The 20238-nt window shown below is 36.6% G+C and carries 14 protein-coding genes and 1 tRNA gene; 7 read left to right on the top strand and 8 right to left on the bottom strand.

Annotated features, from left to right (window positions below; all coding sequences use genetic code 11):
• Window positions 1-98: 98 nt before the first annotated feature.
• Window positions 99-1121: a DNA polymerase III subunit delta gene (gene holA / locus K350_RS0124360; protein ID WP_028982142.1), complete on the bottom strand. Its 1023-nt coding sequence runs from the start codon at window positions 1119-1121 to the stop codon at window positions 99-101.
• 138 nt (window positions 1122-1259) lie between these two features.
• On the opposite strand from holA, the gene tyrS reads away from it, so the two are divergent.
• Window positions 1260-2537 carry a tyrosine--tRNA ligase gene (tyrS, locus tag K350_RS0124365; protein ID WP_028982143.1) on the top strand — a complete coding sequence of 426 codons (1278 nt, stop codon included), beginning with the start codon at window positions 1260-1262 and terminating at the stop codon, window positions 2535-2537.
• Window positions 2538-2572: 35 nt separating this feature from the next.
• Here the strand turns inward: tyrS and K350_RS0124370 are convergent, their stop codons facing one another.
• The 4 genes from K350_RS0124370 to K350_RS0124385 all read right to left on the bottom strand — a co-directional run bounded on the left by K350_RS0124370 (window position 2573) and on the right by K350_RS0124385 (window position 5870).
• Entirely contained in the window at window positions 2573-3025 is a 453-nt protein-coding gene (locus K350_RS0124370) for a hypothetical protein (RefSeq protein ID WP_028982144.1), read from the bottom strand.
• A 169-nt stretch (window positions 3026-3194) separates the two neighbouring features.
• Window positions 3195-3971, bottom strand: coding sequence for a patatin-like phospholipase family protein (locus K350_RS0124375; protein WP_028982145.1), 777 nt, complete (start codon window positions 3969-3971; stop codon window positions 3195-3197).
• Window positions 3972-4817, bottom strand: coding sequence for an MBL fold metallo-hydrolase (locus K350_RS0124380; RefSeq protein ID WP_028982146.1), 846 nt, complete (start codon window positions 4815-4817; stop codon window positions 3972-3974). It lies immediately after the preceding gene.
• A 105-nt stretch (window positions 4818-4922) separates the two neighbouring features.
• Window positions 4923-5870, bottom strand: coding sequence for an acetyl-CoA carboxylase carboxyltransferase subunit alpha (locus K350_RS0124385; RefSeq protein ID WP_028982147.1), 948 nt, complete (start codon window positions 5868-5870; stop codon window positions 4923-4925).
• A gap of 351 nt (window positions 5871-6221) precedes the next feature.
• Here K350_RS0124385 and K350_RS0124390 point away from each other — a divergent pair, with 351 nt between their 5' ends.
• The 6 genes from K350_RS0124390 (at window position 6222) to K350_RS0124420 (ending at window position 17176) form a co-directional block, all read left to right on the top strand.
• Complete coding sequence (locus K350_RS0124390; RefSeq protein WP_028982148.1) at window positions 6222-8018, top strand: glycosyltransferase; 1797 nt, start codon at window positions 6222-6224, stop codon at window positions 8016-8018.
• 271 nt (window positions 8019-8289) lie between these two features.
• Window positions 8290-9159: a transketolase gene (locus K350_RS0124395; protein WP_028982149.1), complete on the top strand. Its 870-nt coding sequence runs from the start codon at window positions 8290-8292 to the stop codon at window positions 9157-9159.
• A 32-nt stretch (window positions 9160-9191) separates the two neighbouring features.
• Window positions 9192-10169: a transketolase family protein gene (locus K350_RS0124400; protein ID WP_028982150.1), complete on the top strand. Its 978-nt coding sequence runs from the start codon at window positions 9192-9194 to the stop codon at window positions 10167-10169.
• Window positions 10170-10392: 223 nt separating this feature from the next.
• Window positions 10393-16104, top strand: coding sequence for a PQQ-dependent sugar dehydrogenase (locus K350_RS31700; protein ID WP_051313636.1), 5712 nt, complete (start codon window positions 10393-10395; stop codon window positions 16102-16104).
• 351 nt (window positions 16105-16455) lie between these two features.
• Window positions 16456-16529, top strand: a tRNA-Asp gene (locus K350_RS0124415).
• 74 nt (window positions 16530-16603) lie between these two features.
• Window positions 16604-17176: a DUF4468 domain-containing protein gene (locus K350_RS0124420; protein ID WP_028982151.1), complete on the top strand. Its 573-nt coding sequence runs from the start codon at window positions 16604-16606 to the stop codon at window positions 17174-17176.
• On the opposite strand, the gene K350_RS0124425 is transcribed toward K350_RS0124420, so the two are convergent.
• Genes K350_RS0124425 through K350_RS0124435 form a run of 3 tightly spaced genes read right to left on the bottom strand, consistent with a single transcriptional unit; the run spans window position 17177 to window position 20214 of the window.
• Complete coding sequence (locus K350_RS0124425) at window positions 17177-17860, bottom strand: metallophosphoesterase family protein (RefSeq protein WP_156027187.1); 684 nt, start codon at window positions 17858-17860, stop codon at window positions 17177-17179.
• A gap of 11 nt (window positions 17861-17871) precedes the next feature.
• Window positions 17872-18954, bottom strand: a complete 1083-nt coding sequence (locus K350_RS30275; protein WP_051313638.1) for a mechanosensitive ion channel family protein — start codon at window positions 18952-18954, stop codon at window positions 17872-17874.
• A gap of 54 nt (window positions 18955-19008) precedes the next feature.
• Complete coding sequence (locus K350_RS0124435) at window positions 19009-20214, bottom strand: MFS transporter (RefSeq protein ID WP_028982153.1); 1206 nt, start codon at window positions 20212-20214, stop codon at window positions 19009-19011.
• Between the last annotated feature and the right edge of the window lie 24 nt (window positions 20215-20238).

Below are 20238 nucleotides of genomic sequence, written 5' to 3' on the forward strand. Positions count from 1 at the left end.
AAAGCGTAAACGGTATTATTTCAATTTTTATTTTTGTAAAAATAAAAATTGAATCGGATCATCAAAATTAAAAACGGATTAATTACCCTGTTTTTGAATTAGTGCAGAATTTTAAAAACAAGTTCTTTCAATATATCCCCCTCTCCGACACTCACATTGTCAACTCCTTTTAACATCAGATCTGCCTGCCGAATATAATGAATGATGTTAATGACCTTTTGCGGAGGATAACTCTTCGCCGCGGCAATATAGTCTTTAACAAAGAATGGATTCACCCCTAACAACTTTGCCAACCCTCCTTCTGACTTATCTTCCGCTGCGTGGATCATGAGGACCTTTGTATAAAAATTGAACAAGGTGACAATTATTGGAATAGCCGGATTGCTTTTTGGATCGGCCTCAAAATATTTAAGGATCCTGTTTGCCTTTAGGACATCTCTTTTAACCAACGTATTCTGAAGTTCAAATACATTATACTCTTTACTAATCCCAACATACTTCTCAACAAGAGCCTCGTCTATGACTACTTTTTCCTTTAAATTGATCAGAAGCTTATCAATTTCATTAGCGATCCTGCTCAGGTTATTGCCAATATATTCACTGATCATTCCTGCTGCTCTTGGATTAACTTTAAATCCTTTATCAGTAAAATAACCATCTACCCATTCAGGAATTTTATTGTCATAAAGCTTTTTGGAATTAACGAAAACAGTATGTTTTTCAAGGCTTTTTCCAATAGCCTTCCTTCCATCAACCGTTTTATATTTATGGCAAAAAACCAATACCGTTGAAGCCAGGGGATTCTGAATATATGCATCCAGGAGCTTGTCGCCAGCTTCTTTTCCCAAATCCGAAATTTCCTGAGCTTCTTTAACAATAACAACCTGCTTATCAGAAAACATAGGAAATTTTCTGGCATTTTGCATTACCGTACTGATGTTAACATCTTTACCATACAGAATAGTCTGATTAAAGCCTTTCTCAGTTTCATTGAGACAGTTTTTCTCAATATAGTCAGAGATTGTGTCTATGAAATAAGGCTCTTCCCCTTGCAGAAAATAAACCGGAGCATACTTTCCGCTTTTAAGATCTTTAATTACACTCTCAGGACTTACAGCCACGATTTAAATATTTAATTAACTGTTAAAGTTAAGTATTTTTTAATAACAGAGCCTAAATTATTATTATGACATTTGCTGTTCTACTTCTTCAGGAATCGTTTGATTTTCCTATCTTTGCGGTCTTTTAATATCTGAATGATGAAAAATTTTGTTGAAGAACTTAAATGGAGAGGCATGGTACATGATATCATGCCGGGGACGGAAGAACTTCTGAATAAAGGAATTACAGCGGGCTACATAGGTTTTGACCCTACTGCATCTTCACTAACGGTAGGTAATCTTGTTCAGGTGATGATACTTGTTCATTTTCAAAACGCGGGTCATAAACCAGTTGCTCTGGTTGGCGGCGCTACAGGAATGATTGGGGATCCAAGCGGGAAGTCCGAAGAACGTAAACTGCTATCCGAAGAAACCTTAACACATAACCAAAACTGTGTAAAAAAACAATTATCGAAATTCTTAGCATTCACAGGAGATAATGCTGCTGAGGTTGTTAATAACTATGATTGGTTTAAAGATTTCAGTTTTATCGGTTTCTTGAGAGATGTAGGAAAACATCTGACTGTAAATTACATGATGTCAAAAGAATCTGTTAAAAAGAGACTTGAAACCGGAATTTCATTTACTGAATTTTCGTACCAATTGCTTCAAGGCTACGATTACCTTCATCTATATAAAAATAAAAATTGCCGTCTTCAAATGGGAGGTTCGGATCAGTGGGGTAATATTACCGCAGGAACAGAGCTTGTTAGAAGAATGGAAGGTGGAGAAGCTTTTGCGTTGACAACACCTTTATTGACAAAGGCTGACGGCACCAAATTTGGAAAGTCTGAAGGTGGTAATATCTGGTTAGATCCAGCAATGACTTCGCCATATAAGTTCTATCAGTTCTGGTTAAATAGTGCAGATGATGATGCTAAAAAATTCATTAGAATTTTCACATTAAAGACAAAAGAAGAAATTGAGGCCTTAGAGAAAGAGCATGAAACAGCTCCTCATTTGCGGATAATTCAAAAGGCTCTGGCTGAAGAAATAACTACTCGAGTTCATTCGAAAGATGATTATATGACTGCAGTTAAAGCTTCCGAAATACTATTCGGCAAATCAACTACAGAAGATCTTGAAAGTCTGGACGAGGATACCCTATTGTCAGTATTTGAAGGCGTACCTCAGGTGGATATAACTAAAGATGTGCTGGCAGAAACACCTACTATCACTGATCTACTTTCTGTTGCTACTGGGAATGTAATTTTTGCATCTAAAGGAGAGGCTAGAAAAATGATAACCGGAGGAGGTGTAAGTATTAATAAAGTAAAAATAGAATCAGAACAACGAATTGATTATAAATTACTTCAAAACAAATATCTACTTGTTCAAAAAGGGAAGAAGAATTACTTCCTGTTAAAAGTAAATTAAAATAAAAAGTCCCGGAATTCGGGACTTTTTTATTTTTAGTGACCAGCTTCTGCTTTTTTTATAATCTCTTCAAAAAACATAATAGACCAGATAATATTGGTTTTATCGGCATAAGGAATTATATCATCCAAAGTATTTTGCACCGCACTGAGATAAGTACCTTTATTTTTTACTTCTTTCTCAACGTGCTCAATATTCAAAGGTGTCTCCGGAATCCCCATTTCTTTAAGAGTAGCCCCTGGCTTAGATTGTAGTGCCAGGTAAGGAACGACTTCTGTAAGGATTTTAATTCTTTCCATGTACAACTGAGTAAGTTCCAGTTTTCCAAGGCCTTTCAGCTCATCTTCGGTATGGTACTTAGTCAGTTTCGCATCAGCACTTACATAAGTAAAAGGTGATGATTTTGATGCTTTTGCTTTGTCGTTTTGTGCGGAAACGGATGAAATTGCAGTAAAGGCTAGGGCGGCAATTATTAAATGTTTCTTCATATCCTAAGAGTGGAGATTTTTTGCTTATCAAATATCCTAATAATTCACTTTTAATTCAAATAAAAACTTAAAAAATCCAAAATCCTTCACTCATTAGAGTTTGGGAATGGATTGGATATTCTTTTGTAATATAAATTTTACTTTTTCAAATAATAAAAATTTACAATTATTAAAATTTCTGCCTAAGGAAACTTTCTATTTTTTCATTCTTACAAATTGCTTCTAAGGCACTTTCATATCCTATGTTAAAAATTTCTTCAGCTTTTCCTATATCAAAAATTCTATATTTACATAATGCCTGTGGCTCAATAACCAAGTCACAATAATCTTTCCTCGGTTTCACATTACAACCAACTGCCAGATTAAAAGTTCTTTCCACCATTGATTTTATTGATGTAACTTCAAAATTGGGATTATTAGGATTAACGTGAGCCCCAATCAGGAAATCCACTTTTCCAATAAGTGGCTCAACAGGTAAATTATTAATAACACCCCCATCTACAAGCCTCTTTTCTCCATAAACAAAAGGAGCAAACAGCAAAGGAATACAAGCCGAAGCTAGAATTGGTTCAATGAGATTACCACTGTCAAAATAAATGGTTTTCCCTTCTTTCAAATCCGCTGCAGAAATTATCAGCTTTATCTTAAGTTCTTCAAAAGTCAGACAAGGCAGATAAAGTTTGTAAATAGGTATAAGCCTTTGCATATTTAAAAGGCCAAATTTGCTCCATGCCGGTCTGAAGTATTTAAACATCCTGGGTTTCATAAGCGTGGCAAGAATTTGCTCAGGTTTCAGTCCTGCAGCATATAAAGCTCCGACAATTGCTCCTGAACTTACGCCGGAAATCATTTCTGGCTTTAATCCTTTTTCTTCTAATGCCTTTAATATTCCAAGATGAGCAATACCCCTTGCTCCTCCGCCGGAAAGTGTCAGTCCGATTTTCATTTACAACACTTCTTTTAATTTGAATGTATCTTTTACTCTGAATCCCTTTTCAGTTTCCTGAATCGTGCAGCACTCATGCACAGGATCATGTTCCAGGAAAATTATATAATCTTTGCTAATTGCATCTGTAAAAAAGATTTCCTTTTCCTGCATGGAGATCAATGGTCTGGTATCATATGCCATAATGTAAGGAATAGGAATATGTCCGACAGAAGGTAACAGATCCGCAGCAAAAACTATTTTCTTACCCTTATAATCTATAACAGGAATCATCTGTTTATCTGTATGTCCGTCCACAAATAAAAAATCTATACATCTAAAAGGCGTCTCCTCTCTGATTCCAACAAACTCAAGTTTGCCGCTTTCTCTCAGCGGGAATATATTTTCCTTTAAAAAACTGGCCTTTTCTCTGGCATTGGGAATTGAAGCCCATTTCCAGTGATCTTCATTAGACCAATAAACGGCATTTTTAAAAGCCGGTTCAATTTTCGTTCTATCTTTATTATATACAGTTGCTCCTCCACAATGATCAAAATGCAAATGGGTCAATATCACATCTGTAATATCATTTTCAGAAAAGCCAGCCTTATGTATAGATTCCATCAGAGTATCTTCTCCATGCAAATAATAATGACTTAAAAACTTATCATCTTGTTTGTCTCCAATCCCTGTATCCACTAATATTAGTTTATTTCCATCTTCAATGAGCAAACATCGCATAGCCCAGGTGCATAGATTTTTATCATCAGCCGGATTAGTCTTTTGCCAGAGTGTTTTAGGTACTACACCAAACATAGCGCCGCCATCAAGCTTAAAAAATCCTGTATTTATTACGTGTAAATTCATTGAGATAATAGATCTAAAAAGTACCGGACATTTATAAAAAACAAAAAGCTGTTTAGGTTCTAATTGTTTCCTAAACAGCTTTTATTATTTCTTCAGAAAATGAGATTATTCAACAAAGACTCCCATTGCACCAAATTTTTCAATTCTTTGAGCTATTCTTTCTTCAGATGATAACTTTGACAATTCATCAATTGTATCGATTATTACTTTTCTGATTTTCTTAGCTGTTCCAACAGGATCTACGTGAGCGCCGCCAAGTGGTTCTTTGATAATATCATCGACCATTTTATTTTTATGCATATCGGTTGCTGTAAGCTTTAAAGCTTCCGCAGCCTGCTCTTTGTAATCCCAGCTTCTCCATAAAATTGAAGAGCATGATTCAGGAGAAATGACAGAATACCAGGTATTTTCCAACATTAAGACCTTGTCTCCTATTGCAATACCCAAAGCTCCACCAGAAGCCCCCTCACCGATTACAATACAGATAACGGGCACTTTTAAGAGGAACATCTCTTTAATATTTCTGGCAATTGCCTCAGCCTGACCTCTTTCTTCAGCTTCAAGTCCGGGAAAAGCTCCAGGAGTATCAATAAACGTAACAATAGGAACATCAAACTTCTCTGCCATTTTCATAAGGCGAAGCGCCTTTCTGTATCCTTCCGGATTAGCCATCCCGAAGTTTCTCAATTGTCTTTGTTTGGTATTTCGTCCTTTCTGATGACCAATAATCATTACAGAATGATCACCTACCTGAGCAAGGCCGCCAATCATAGCTTTATCGTCTTTTACAGAACGATCTCCATGCAACTCAATAAATTTATCAGCTATGGCATTAATATAATCGAGTGTATATGGTCTGTCCGGATGTCTGGACAATTGCACTCTCTGCCATCTGGTAAGGTTAGAGTAAGTTTCTTTTTTCAAAGTCTTTATTTTTTCTTCCAAAGATTTAACCGCAGAGGAAACATCCACATTATTTTCCTGAGCCAGCAACTTCATATCAATTAACTTAGCTTCCAGTTCCGCGATTGGTTTTTCAAAGTCCAATAACATATTTTGTTAACAATAGTATTACTGCAAATTTATAAAATATAATTTCTGAACATACACCCCAAAACAACTTTAGATACAAACAACTAAAAATCAAAAACTTAAACTTAAAATTTATTTTATTCATAGAGAATAAATTTTTCAAAAAAAGGTTTTTTTAGTTTTTTCATCTTCATCTCAAAGAGTTTGAAGAACTAATAATCTTCAGCAAACGAAAGGACTTTTAAAATATTTATAACATAAATGGCTTTTTTTCGTTCTATTCGCTTGCTTTTATTTCCATATGTCTTTTTAAAAATTAATTTTGGAACAATTAATAACCTAACATATTTTAAACTTTAAAGTAGTAGTTGAATGGATAAAAAACATGCAGATACCTTATTAGTAGAGATTGCCTGGGAGGTTTGCAATCAGGTAGGCGGAATTTATACCGTCATTCGTTCAAAGGTCCCAAGCATGATTGAGAAGTGGGATGAAAACTATTGTCTGATCGGTCCATACGTTCATAGCAGAATGCCGGCTGAATTTGAACCAGTTGAAAACGAAGATGATCCATTCTATCAGGCTGCTAAGCAACTCAGAAGTTTTGGATATGAAGTTCACTATGGCTACTGGCTTGTATCTGGAAAACCCAGAGTGATTCTTTTGAACCCTTTTAGTATTTATAATAAATTAAATGAAATTAAGTATGTTCTGTGGGAGCACCATGGAATTTCTTCTCCCGAAGGTGATGATCTTATAAATCAGGTTATCGCATTTGGGCATTTGGTTAAATTATATTTCGCCGAGCTTACACTTGTAACGGAGAAAAAAATTATAGGTCATTTCCATGAATGGATGGCTGGGACCGCAATTCCGGCGATAAGAAGGGATAACTTACAGGCAACTACTGTATTTACAACTCATGCAACACTTCTAGGGAGATACCTTGCAATGAATGATGCTCATTTTTATGACCATCTTCCTTTTTACGACTGGGAAAAAGAAGCTGTTAATTTTAATATAGAAACTTCTGTTAAAATTGAGCGTGCTGCCGCCCATGGTGCACATGTATTTACTACAGTAAGTGAGGTAACAGCCAGAGAATGCGCTTCATTACTTGGTAGAAATGCTGATCTGATCCTGCCTAATGGTCTAAATATAGAACGATTTACCGCTCTACACGAATTTCAAAACCTTCATAAAGAATATAAAGAAAAGATTCACCAGTTTATCATGGGTCATTTCTTTCACAGTTACTCTTTCGACCTTGATAAAACACTTTATTTCTTTACTTCCGGCAGGTATGAGTACAAAAACAAGGGTTTTGACCTAACACTGGAAGCCCTTGCAAGGCTCAACTGGAGAATGAGGCAGGAAAATATGGATATGACAGTTGTCATGTTCTTTGTAACCAAACAACCTTATCACTCTATAAATCCAGCAGTGCTTCAATCCAGAGCCGTAATGGAGGAAATAAGACAAGATTGTAAAGCCATTGAAAAACAGGTTGGAGAAAGGCTTTTCAATGAAGCGGCAGCGAGTGGTGACATTACTATGCCCAACCTCAACAATTTTGTAGACGAGTATTGGAGATTAAGATTGAGAAGAACTCTGCAATCTTGGAAATCTAATCATCTTCCATTTGTAGTAACGCATAATTTAATACACGATCAATACGATGATATACTTAGTTTTCTAAGGACTGCTAATCTGGTTAACAATTGGTATGACAGAGTAAAAATCGTTTATCATCCTGACTTTATATCTCCTACAAACCCATTATTTGGTATGGAATACGGACAGTTTGTAAGAGGTTGTCATTTGGGAATTTTTCCAAGTTATTACGAGCCATGGGGATATACTCCGCTTGAATCTATCGCAAGTGGTGTGCCGGCTGTGACAAGTGACCTTTCTGGTTTTGGCGATTATATCCTTTCAAACATCCCTCAACATGAAGAAAAAGGACTTTATGTTGTAAACCGAAGATACAAGAGCTTTGATGAAGCTGCTAACCAGCTTACGGACCAGCTCTATTCATTTGTTAAACTGGCAAGAAGAGAAAGAATTACCCAACGAAACCTGGTTGAAAGTTCTTCTGAAACATTTGACTGGAAAAACTTATCCGTATACTATGAGCGGGCGTATGACCTTGCTTTAAATTATTTATAATTTTGAAAAAAGAGGCTGTGTTTTAAAGTACAGCCTCTTTTTATTTTTCGCCCCACCACAATTCAAATACCTAAAAATCAGTAAATTAAAATTAAACATACAAATCATTTCCAATATAATTTTGATTTTACTTAACTCCTGTTACCTCTCACCTATAAAAATTAAAATTTGCTAAAAAATAATTATTAAATTAGCAGTTTGATAAAAGGTTTACACTTGAGAATTCTTTTAATCAAGAAAATAAATCGGATAAAACCAGGAACAATCATTTATGCTAATTGAAAATGTCGAAAAGACCACCACTGTGGAGGAGCTGAAGAAAATTGCTTCACAGGTGAGAAGAGATATTGTAAGAATGGTACATTGCTGCAGCTCAGGCCATCCGGGAGGATCACTTGGTTGCGCAGACTATCTTGTTGCGCTTTATTTCAGCGAAATGAAGCATAATACCCAATTTAATATGGACGGGATAAATGAAGATTTATTCTTCTTATCCAACGGACATATTTCACCACTTTGGTACAGTGTTCTATCTAGAGCCGGTTATTTCCCAGCTTCAGAACTAGGGACATTCAGAAAACTTAACTCCAGATTACAAGGACATCCTGCAACAGAAGAGCATCTTCCAGGTATCAGAATCGCTTCTGGTTCACTGGGACAGGGACTATCTGTGGCTGTAGGTGCAGCACAAGCAAAGAAATTAAATAAAGATAACAGACTGGTTTATGTCTTAATGGGCGATGGAGAGCAACAGGAAGGCCAGGTTTGGGAAGCCTTAATGTATGCTGCTCATCACAAAGTAGACAACATAATAGCTGCAGTAGATTATAACGGACAACAAATTGACGGACCATGCGATAAAGTTATGTCACTTGGAAATCTAAAAGCTAAATATGAATCATTTGGATGGAGGGTTCTTGAATGTTCGGAAGGCAACAAAATGGAGGCCGTTACAGAAACACTTCAAAAAGCCAAATCACTAACAGGACAAGGTCAGCCGATTGCAATTTTGTTGAAGACCGAAATGGGTTATGGTGTTGATTATATGATGGGATCACATAAATGGCATGGAGCAGCTCCAAATGATGAGCAACTAGCAAAAGCCCTTGCACAACTAGAGGAAACCCTTGGCGATTATTAATCCATCTTAAAATTTTTATTGCTCTTAAGAAAATGAAGAAATTTACATTCGAAGAAAAAATAGATACAAGATCAGGATTTGGAGTAGGACTGGTTGAAGCAGGAAGATTGAACTCCAATGTCGTAGGTCTGTGTGCTGACCTTATAGGTTCATTAAAGATGGGGGATTTTATTAAAGAATTCCCAGATCGTTTTTTTCAGGTAGGAATTGCAGAGGCCAACATGATAGGTTTGGCAGCGGGATTGACTATCGGAGGCAAAATTCCATATACAGGTACTTTTGCAAACTTCTCAACGGGTAGAGTATTTGACCAGATCAGACAATCAGTATCTTATTCTGAAAAAAACGTAAAAATCTGCGCATCTCATGCCGGACTTACGCTTGGAGAAGACGGAGCTACACATCAGATTCTGGAAGATATTGGAATGATGAAAATGCTTCCTCATATGGTCGTAATCAACCCATGCGATTTTAACCAGACTAAAGCTGCTACAATTGCTATAGCAAATCATTTCGGTCCTGTATATCTTAGATTCGGAAGACCTGCGGTACCAAACTTCACTCCCAAAGATCAAAAGTTTGAAATTGGAAAAGCGCTTCTTTTAAATGAAGGTGCTGATGTTTCCATCTTTGCTACCGGGCATATGGTTTGGGAAGCAATAAAGGCTGGCGAAATTCTTGAGCAAAAAGGAATTGATGCTGAAATTATTAACATCCATACTATTAAGCCATTAGACACCGCTGCAATTCTTAAGTCTGTTCAAAAAACCAAATGTGCAGTTTCTGCTGAAGAACATCAAATCAGCGGAGGTTTAGGAGAAAGCATTGCCCAAGTCCTATCCAGAAATTATCCATCGCCACTTGAGATTGTTGCAGTAAATGATACTTTTGGAGAAAGTGGAACTCCTGATCAGCTAATGGAAAAATATGGGTTGACTGCTAATGACATTGTTAAAGCAGCAGTGAAAGTTGTTGAAAGAAAGGCTGCAATGAAAACCTTGAGTGTATAATTATAAAGGTCTTTCAAATTAAAAAAAGCCGTCAAAATTTAATTTTGACGGCTTTTTTTATACTTAAAAATGATTACTTTTTCCAAAAGAATGAGTGGAAAACTGTATGGTTTTCACCCAACATTTCGATTAATTGATTTCATTTAAAGGCTCAAAATTATTAAATTGGACTTTATTTATAATTGATTGACTTTAAAATCATAAATTCTCTTTTTAAAACACAATGACACATCAATTAAAGTTTTTATTGAAAACGGGACTGGTATTGCTGCTCACCTTGTTTTCACAATTATCTTTTGCCAGAGACTATGAAGCTCCAAAGGCTCAGACCGCTCCTGTAATAGATGGTGTTGGAAGCGATGCCTGCTGGGCTTCAGCAAACTGGTATTATATTGATCAGACTTGGCTGGGCTCAACACCGACTGCAGCAGATTTTTCAGGAAGATTTAAAGCTTCATGGGATTCCAATAAACTTTATATATTAGGAGAAATCACAGATAATACTTTAAGTGACAAGACAGCAGCTCCACTTGTGAATTATTGGGAAGATGATTGTTTTGAAGTGCTTCTAGATGAGAATAAATCAGGAGGAGAACATGAAAAAAATTATAATGCCTTTGCTTATCATATCTCTACATTGCTGGATGCAGTAGATGTAGGTATCGACGGGAATCCTCATCTTTTCAACGACCATGTCACTGTAAAATGGACAAAAAACGGTGATGTATATACTTGGGAAGTAGCCATAACAATGTATACAGACGCATTCGTATACGGAGCTGCTAACAATCCAAAAGCAAATCTTGTAGCAAACAAAAAGATCGGTCTGGCAATGGCTTATTGCGACAATGACGGAGCTTCAAGCCGAGATAATTTCATGGGCTCTGAAATTGTGACAGGATCTGATAAAAACGTTGCATATAAAACTGCAGATATATTCGGAACATTAACACTAGTTGAATCTTCTGTTCCAACCGCTTCTTTTGTTCATTCTGTTGTTGCTTCAAATCTTGCAAATCCAACAGTAATGGTATGTGCTCCAGATGGTAGAATCTTTGTCTGTGAGCAGGAAGGAAAACTCAGAATAATCAAAAACGGAAATTTACTGTCTACTCCCGCAGTTACTGTTCAAACAGCAGTTTACCTACCGCAGTTTGGTAATTATAGCGAAAGAGGCTTGATAGGCCTGGCATTTGATCCAGATTTTGCGACCAACAATTATATATATCTATATTACACTGTTAACTCTAGCGGAATCCACAATAGAGTAAGCCGTTTTACTATGAATGGGGATGTAGTTGTTTCAGGCAGCGAATTGATTCTTTTAGAACTTGAGACACTAAGTGATCAATCAGTCAGCCACAATGGCGGAGCCATGGCATTTGGAAAAGATGGAAAACTATATATTGCAACAGGGGAAAATCAACAAAAAATAACACCTCCTGTTTCTCAAAACCTGGACAATTATTTTGGCAAAATACTTAGAATTAATTCTGATGGAACAGCACCGGCAGACAATCCATTTCCCACAGGTTCAGAAAAGAGAAAAAGAGTTTGGTCTTATGGCTTAAGAAATCCATTTACCTTTGACATACAACCTGGTACAGGTAAAATTTTTGTGAATGATGTAGGACAAGATGCTTGGGAAGAAATAAACGACGTCACTATTGGCGGCAAGAATTATGGATGGCCTACAGCAGAAGGTGTTTCCAGCAATCCTGACTTTACTAATCCTGTCTATATATATGGACATCCTACTTCAGACAGCACCGGGTGTGCAATTACAGGAGGAACGTTCTTTAATCCTGAAACTACTAATTACCCTTCTAAATACATTGGCAAGTATTTCTTTATGGATTATTGTAACAACTGGATTAATTTTATTGACCCTGCCAACAACTTTAAGAGACAGACCTTTTCGTCCAATGTTGCCGGAGCTCCTATTGCAATTGATGCAGGAATTGACGGTAATATTTATTATCTGAGTAGATCTAATTCAGCCGTTTATAAAATAGTTTATTCAGGAAATTCTGCCCCGGAAATTGTAAACCAACCACTTAGTGCTAACATTTTCGAGACTCAGCCTGTTACTTTTTCTGTAACCCTTACAGGTACTGCTCCTTTTACATATCAGTGGATGAAAAATGGAGAGAATATCCCTAACTCAAATTCACCTTCATATTCAATAGCTGCAACTACAACAGCTGATGCAGGAGATTATTCAGTTAAAGTAACTAATGCATCAGGCTCTGTAACGAGCAATATTGCCACACTTACTGTAGGCCCAAAAAATTCAAAACCTGTAGCAACCATCTTAACACCTTCAAATGGAATGCTCTATAAAGGTGGCGATGTAATCACATTTAGTGGTTCTGGAACGGACCCTGAAGATGGTACTTTACCAGCCTCTTCCTTTACCTGGTTCTTTAATTTACATCATAATACACACGTGCATGATGGACTTCCTTTAACTGGTATACAAAATGGAACTTTTACCATTCCGGTATCAGGAGAAACCGAAGATAATGTATGGTTCAGAATCAAACTTGTCGTTAAAGACAATCTTGGTTTAACAGACACTACATATGTTGAGATTTTCCCTAAAAAATCAACGATTACATTAGCTACGGAGCCAGCCGGTCTGCAAGTAAAAATAGATGGACAACCAAAAACGTCTCCATATTCTACCCTCTCAGTACAAGGTATAGAAAGGGCAATCAGTCCGGTTTCACCACAATCTGTTAATGGTATTCCGTATGTATTTGATCATTGGGCTCATGGAGGAAGTGCTGATCAGATCATCTCTACCCCTCTGGCCAATACAACCTATACTGCAGTATTTAAAAGAATTTATCAGGATACATCTTCCTATTCTCCAATACACGATGCATATATTCAAAATGCAAAGTACGATACTACATTTAAGAGTAAGACTTACGGAACACTTGATCCACAATTCCTGATTTCAAAATTACTTTTACCTGAAGGAAATAACAGAAATACTTTTATCACTTTTGATATTTCTGACTATAAAGACAGTATTTTGTCTGCCAGGCTCAAACTATATGGTTATATAGAAGAAACAGATACAGATAAAAAATCTTCAATTGCTGTAGGTGTGTATACTTCTTCAACAAACTGGACAGAAAATACTATCACATGGAACAATCAACCTGCAATATCATCTATTGCTCTTGATACAACAGTAGTTAACGGGTATACATACAATACTTATTATTGGGATGTAACTAATTATATTAAAAGCGAAAGAGCTGCAGGAAGAACCAAAATCACTTTAGTTCTTAAAAATATAGATCAAAGTTTTCCAAGGATCTATTTTAACTCCAAAGAAAATACAAATGGTAATGGCCCTAAGCTAATGATTTTAGCTCCTTGTCAAGGCCCTGCCCTTTCTGCAACACAAACAAATTCAACTTGCTATGGAGGGAACAACGGAACTATTGCCATTACCGCAACAGGCGGGATAACACCTTATCAATATTCATGGACTAACGCTTCCAGTACTTCTTCTACAGCAACAGGTTTAACTGCCGGAGATTACAAAGTAACTGTTACTGACAACAAAGGTTGTTATTCAACAAAAACAATTACAATAACTCAGCCTGCATCTATTGGTATTTCAATTGTAAAAACAGATGTAAGCTGTTTTGGGGGAAATAATGGAAGTGCTGTTGCGACTGCATCAAATGGAAATACTCCATTCACTTATTCATGGTCTCCTTCCGGAGGAACAGCTTCTACTGCGAATACTCTTTCTGCAGGAATATATACTTTAACGGTCACAGACTCTAAAAGCTGCAAAGCAACCTCAACTGTAACCATTGCACAACCTGAGAAACTTGCTGCTTCTTCTACTCAATCAAATGTAAGCTGTTTCGGAGGAAACAATGGAAGTGCTACTGTTGTGCCATCTGGAGGAACTTCTGGTTATACTTTCATCTGGTCACCATCAGGAGGAACAACAGCAACTGCGTCAAATCTTAGCACAGGGACCTATGTATGTAAAATCACAGATGCAAAATCTTGTTTTATTGAAAAGTCAGTTACGATAAATGGACCTTCTGCAGCACTTTCAGCTACGACTTCACAGAAAAACGTAACCTGCTTGGATGGAAGCTCCGGAGAGGCCACAGTAGTTCCAACGGGAGGAACTTCTCCTTATTTGTACTCATGGGCCCCATCAGGAGGAAGTGCTGCTAAAGCCACGGGGCTTTCTGCTGGAATCTATACATGCACTATCACAGATGCCAACGGATGCAAAATTCAAAAATCTGTAACGATCACTTCTCCATCTACACTTCAGGTATCATCAGTACAAACGGACGTAAGTTGTTTTGGAAAGTCTGATGGATCTATAAGTGTAACAGCAACAGGAGGTGGCGGAGATTATACTTATACCTGGTCCCCGGCAATAGGGACAAGTGCTTCTTTATCCGGACTTGCTGCGGGTAACTATGCCTGCACAATAAAAGATGACATCGGATGCTCAGTAACAAAATCTGTTACCATAAACCAGCCTGATGCAATAAGTGCTACAGCTATCACTACAAATGTTAGTTGTTTTGGGGCTTCAAATGGTGGGGCAGCATTAACGACTACTGGAGGTACACCAGCATACACATATGCTTGGTCACCATCGGGAGGTACAAGTTCTATTGCCAACAATCTTGCCCCTGGCACTTATATTGTTACCATTAAAGACAGTAAAAATTGTAGTGCTACCAAATCTGTAACAGTGACTGAACCACTTGCATTAACAGGAACGACTGAAGTCACCAATACCAAATGTTTTGCAGATAACTCTGGTTCAATTGCTGTGAAGATGTCCGGAGGGACGAGCCCATATGACTATAGCTGGAATCCTCCAGTTGTTATGGGACCAAATGCCACAAGTCTATTTTCGGGAACCTATTCAGTGACTGTAACTGATGCTAATGGATGTAAAAAGGAATTTACCGAAATAGTTAATCAACCTGATCCAATGACTATCAATTCTGTAATTACCAATCCAAGCTGTGAAGGCAAATCTGATGGAGGAATTACAATATCATCAGTTTTAGGAGGTACGACTCCATTTACTTATACTTGGAGCAACACTTCAACAGGTAATTCGATTTCGGATCTTGGAAAGGGTACATATAGTGTACTTGTGCAAGATGGAAAAGGATGTACAGGAGTTAAAGACTTTACAATCACTGAACCGCAGTTAATATCTGTTTCAGCAATAATAACTAATCCGAAATGTTCATATGATAAAGACGGATCTATTGAACTTAAAGTAAGCGGAGGTGCTATTCCATATAAATTTGAGTGGAATAATGCTCTTACAACTGAAGATATCAGCGATCTAGCTCCAGGCAATTATACAGTGGTGATTACAGACAATCAAAACTGTAAGGCTACTAAATCAATTGAGCTTGCAAGTAGTTCTTCCAAAATGACTGTAACCTCAGTAATTGAGAACGAAGGTTGCCCAGGCGCCGCAGACGGAAGTATTAGCCTTGCTGTAAGTGGTGGTGTTCCAGAATATCAATATACATGGGAAAATCAGTCTTCTGCAACTTCAAAATTAAGTAACGTGCAAGCTGGTTCATTTACGTATTCTGTGACTGATATGCTTGGATGTAAAACATCAAGTACATTAGTTGTCGGAAATGGTATTTGTACTGGTATTACAGGTTCTATTGAAAAAGTTGATGACATTTTAATTTATCCTAATCCTACTTCAGAAAAGATTTCTATTGAAACAGAACTGAATATCAAGTCAGTTGTCATTCGTGACAACCTTGGTCGCATAGTATTCAGTCTTAAATCAGAGAACCAGATTGATGTGACTAGCATGAGTAATGGAATTTACTTTATGGAAGTAGAAACAGACAGAGGAAAATCTATCAGAAAAATTTCCAAAGAATAACTTTATTTACTTCTTTATAAAAAAAAGCTACCATACAGGTAGCTTTTTTTTGTTTAATAGGGATTTCAATAAAATGAAGTTCTGTCAATTCTCGAAATTCTCAATATAAAAACAGATTAATCACCCCCCTATTTCTGATTTTGCAAAATGTAAAACAAAAATTGTCTATTTTTTTCATTCTGGTAGTGAACAGATTATAAAAAAAATCAAAAAAATATAGACTTTTTTTTGAGAGGGGCTTGCATTGTATGTATAAAAGGTATAGCTTTGCACCACCTTAAACGAAAGAGGTAGCCGAAACAGAAAAGAAGTTTAGGTTTTTAAGATTAGAAAAGAGTTATTGAAAATATTGGACTGGTAGTTCAGCTGGTTAGAATGCCGCCCTGTCACGGCGGAGGTCGCGGGTTCGAGTCCCGTCCAGTCCGCAAAAAGCCTTCAGATTGAAAAATTTGAAGGCTTTTTTGTTTTATATACCTATTTATTTTAATACATTTAAAATATGAAAATTTTCATATTTATCACTATTACGCTTCTTTCCTTTAAGGCATCATTCGCTCAGGACAATCTACCTAAAGATCAAAACGGCAAAATCACCTATACTGACATAATCGTTGACAGTGGAGCCAGTGTTCAACAATTATATATACAGGCTAAAAACTGGATTTACAAACATCATCAATCCACGTCAAAATCAATAGAACTTGACTCTGCTGAAGGTAAGGTTATGGCTAAGGGGTATTATCTTGTTTATAACAAGGGAGTCGTTTCAAAACAAGTTCATGGAGCAATCAAATATAATGTACTGATTGAAGTAAAAGACAATAAATACCGATACAACTTTAGTGATTTTGTTTTTGAATATTATAAGCAAAACAGGAACTATCAGTATGTTCCATCTGGAAAAGAAAAGCCTTTAGAAGAAGAAAAATTTGCCGGATTTCAAAAATCCTGGGACAATCATAAATCAGACAATGATAAACTAATAAAAAATCAAATCAACAGTTTAAAATCAGCTATGAAACATGTTGAAGAGGTAAAGCCCACTCCTTCTAAACCAGCTGTTGAATGGTAATTATCCCAATTCGAGATTTTCCAAAAAAAACATTTCCTTTGTTTCAAGCTGAAGGCAGCATAAATATCCGCTTCGCCCTGGGTTTAATGCATAAACACATCCCCCGTCAATATTAATCTCAAAATTTTCCTGAGAAGAATTTAGCTTAGATAAAATCCTTTCACGATCCATGGGAGTATGGCCGTGTACTACAATACGGTTACCTGTTCTTATTGGATCAACTTCTGAATACCTTGTCCATACAAGCACATCTTTTCCCGAAAAGATGTTGTCAGATTTAAAGTCCAAGCCTGCATGAACCAGTATGTAGTCTTCCAGTTCTATATAAAGCTCAAGTCCTTTAAAAAAGGATATATACTTTTCTTCAAGTTCATGTATTATTGATACCCCAAAACTCTTCAGTGAAGTATCCCCCCCATTTAACAGCCACATTTTTTCGTAAGTGGTATCGGAAAAACTTTGAAGCAGCATATCTTCATGATTCCCCAAAAGACATCTTACATTATGTCCTCTTTCTTTTAATTCAATAATATAATCTATTACGCCTTTGCTATCAGGCCCCCGATCAATATAATCCCCCAGGAAATATAAATAGTCTTGCTTAGTTAGACTTATAATCGATTCTACCATATGTCTGAGTGTTATAGCACACCCGTGAATATCCGATAAAACAAATGACCTCATAAAACTTTCATTCAAGTTGTAGGCAAGCCTACTTTATCTTTGTTTTTCCTAAAATGCGTAATAATATCTGTTATAAGTTCAGTTTTGAGTGTTCCTGAAATTGATGGTTCAGAGAGGTATCTAAGCTTTGCCTGAATCCATGTATTTTCATGGATTCTAAAATCAACTACCGGCCGATCATCTATATGTTCCTCATCTACTGCCGTCTCTTTCAGAATTGAATGGTAAATCTTCACCGTTGATTCAAACTCCTCTCCTAGCTTTCTGTTTGCAATTTCCATCATTGATTTTTTTACGAAATCAAGATCACTTTCAAACGATATAAAAAAAGAAATCTCATCCCATATAAAAGGGAACAAAGGCCATGAATAATTAATTACATGATGGCTCAGGATAATCGAGTTCGGAAATTTTGCTATCCTTCCTGTAGGGTGATCTGAAGCTAAAGCATCCCCCAATGTTTCCCAAATAGTAGTTTCTAGGTATCCAACATCAATGACATCTCCTGTAATATCTCCGATTCGGATTCTGTCTCCTACTCTGAATGGTTTATTTATAATGATATAAATCCATGCTATAAAACTTGTAATGGGTGTCTGAAGGGCAAATCCAAGAACAAGTGAAATCAATCCAAGAGATACCACTGCCGTGTACCAATTTGCAAATAATATCGATACTATTATCAAGACTAATATAACTCCTGAAATCAGATTGAGGACTCTATTTAAATTGAACCTGGTTGCTGTTTCTTCTATACTGTTTATAAAAAAAACTTTAATTGATTTGGAAAGAGTAAGAACAAGCATCACACTCATGACAGCTTGTATGAGATTAGAACTAATCTGAAGCTGATGTGGAAGAAAATTATTAAAAACTTCCAGATCGAATATCAATCCAATTTTCAGAACATATTTTAGTGTTGCAAGACAAATCAACAAACCAAAATAGATTGTCAGATACAGCTTATCCTTTGCATTGGCTGTGATAGTTACTTTCTTCTTAAGCCGCTTGCGTTTGGATGAAGCCCTGAGAGCCATCTGTACATCATTTTTCCCCCTAATAAAATCTTCTGTTACTGTTGAATCTTTATACATTTCTGAGATATAGATTTTAGTGGATACAATATGACAAACATTGATATTATTATTTTATTCCACCTGTTTAACCTTCATAGAAATCAATACACAAAGGATAGTGGCTATAGTTGCTATAAGTCCAAGCTTCCAAAATCCGGAGACTTTATCATCAAGAGTAGTTGAAATAATTAGTCCACCACACATAGAAGACAATGCAGATGACAACTGTTGGACAGATGAATTAAAACTCATGAAACCACCACGCTGCTTTCTTTCAACACTAGAAGTAATCATGGCCATAGCAGGTACAAATCTTCCTCCGAAGGCAATAAAGAATGAGGTAGTAACAAGGAAAGCTACGTATTTCGGTACTTGAGGCAGATTGGTTACAAGCAAAATAGGGATAATTGAAATCAATGCCATTATTACAAACACCTTCCTTTTCCCATGTAGATCTGCAAGTCTCCCTATTGCAGGGCTGGAATAAAATGTGGCAAGTCCTCCAAACAGATAGATATATGCTATTTGATCTTTTTCAAAGCCTACATTCTTCACCATATAGTCACTAATAAACGGAATAACAGTAAGGCCAGCAATCATTAAGACAAAAGTAAATAACAAAGCCCACAACAAATTGGAGTTACCAAAAATATGCTTTATCAAGGCAAAAGGATTTTGTTTTATGTCCATCGAAATATGGCTTCTGAGAGATGGAAAGGTTTTCCAGGCAACTACCAATACTACCAACGATATTGCAGTAATTAAAAAAAACGGCATATGCCAGTTAATCTTTACTGCGAGGAAATAACCAAGAGGAATTCCAGCAATAGAAGCGGCGGAAAAAGCTGCCATAACAAATCCTGTAGCTTTCCCTCTTCTTTCTTCCGGAATAGCATCACCTATGACCGCCAACACTAAGGCTCCGAGTATGCCACCGAAGGCACCGGCCATAAATCTTGCAACTAGAAATAAACTATAACTTTGAGCTAAAGCACATCCAAGAGTACTAATTATAAAGCCAGTGTATAGAGCTAACAACGCTGTTTTTCTGTCAAACCTGTCTATGTAGAATGACCCCAGAAAGCCAAATATACCGGCGCTCGCAGCATAAGCTGCGACTAAAAGGGAGAATTGTTTATTATTGATATGCAATACTGACTGAAGTACGGGATTCATTGGCATCATGATTACAAAGTCCATGATGTGGGTAAAATTGATAGCTGCTAAAATAAATAACAGCAGCTTCTCACTTTTTTGGTTTTCTGATTGATTTTCCAAGGGAAATATTTTCAGGAAAAATAA

This window comes from Sporocytophaga myxococcoides DSM 11118 (genome assembly GCF_000426725.1).
Lineage (GTDB): Bacteria > Bacteroidota > Bacteroidia > Cytophagales > Cytophagaceae > Sporocytophaga > Sporocytophaga myxococcoides.

Excerpts from the sequence above, each read along its gene's own strand:
- tyrS (WP_028982143.1), top strand. The coding sequence starts at position 1,260 with ATGAAAAATTTTGTTGAAGAACTTAAATGGAGAGGCATGGTACATGAT.
- K350_RS0124370 (WP_028982144.1), bottom strand. The coding sequence starts at position 3,025 with ATGAAGAAACATTTAATAATTGCCGCCCTAGCCTTTACTGCAATTTCA.
- K350_RS0124375 (WP_028982145.1), bottom strand. The coding sequence starts at position 3,971 with ATGAAAATCGGACTGACACTTTCCGGCGGAGGAGCAAGGGGTATTGCT.
- K350_RS0124380 (WP_028982146.1), bottom strand. The coding sequence starts at position 4,817 with ATGAATTTACACGTAATAAATACAGGATTTTTTAAGCTTGATGGCGGC.
- K350_RS0124385 (WP_028982147.1), bottom strand. The coding sequence starts at position 5,870 with ATGTTATTGGACTTTGAAAAACCAATCGCGGAACTGGAAGCTAAGTTA.
- K350_RS0124390 (WP_028982148.1), top strand. The coding sequence starts at position 6,222 with ATGGATAAAAAACATGCAGATACCTTATTAGTAGAGATTGCCTGGGAG.
- K350_RS0124395 (WP_028982149.1), top strand. The coding sequence starts at position 8,290 with ATGCTAATTGAAAATGTCGAAAAGACCACCACTGTGGAGGAGCTGAAG.
- K350_RS0124400 (WP_028982150.1), top strand. The coding sequence starts at position 9,192 with ATGAAGAAATTTACATTCGAAGAAAAAATAGATACAAGATCAGGATTT.
- K350_RS31700 (WP_051313636.1), top strand. The coding sequence starts at position 10,393 with ATGACACATCAATTAAAGTTTTTATTGAAAACGGGACTGGTATTGCTG.
- K350_RS0124420 (WP_028982151.1), top strand. The coding sequence starts at position 16,604 with ATGAAAATTTTCATATTTATCACTATTACGCTTCTTTCCTTTAAGGCA.
- K350_RS0124425 (WP_156027187.1), bottom strand. The coding sequence starts at position 17,860 with ATGAGGTCATTTGTTTTATCGGATATTCACGGGTGTGCTATAACACTC.
- K350_RS30275 (WP_051313638.1), bottom strand. The coding sequence starts at position 18,954 with ATGTATAAAGATTCAACAGTAACAGAAGATTTTATTAGGGGGAAAAAT.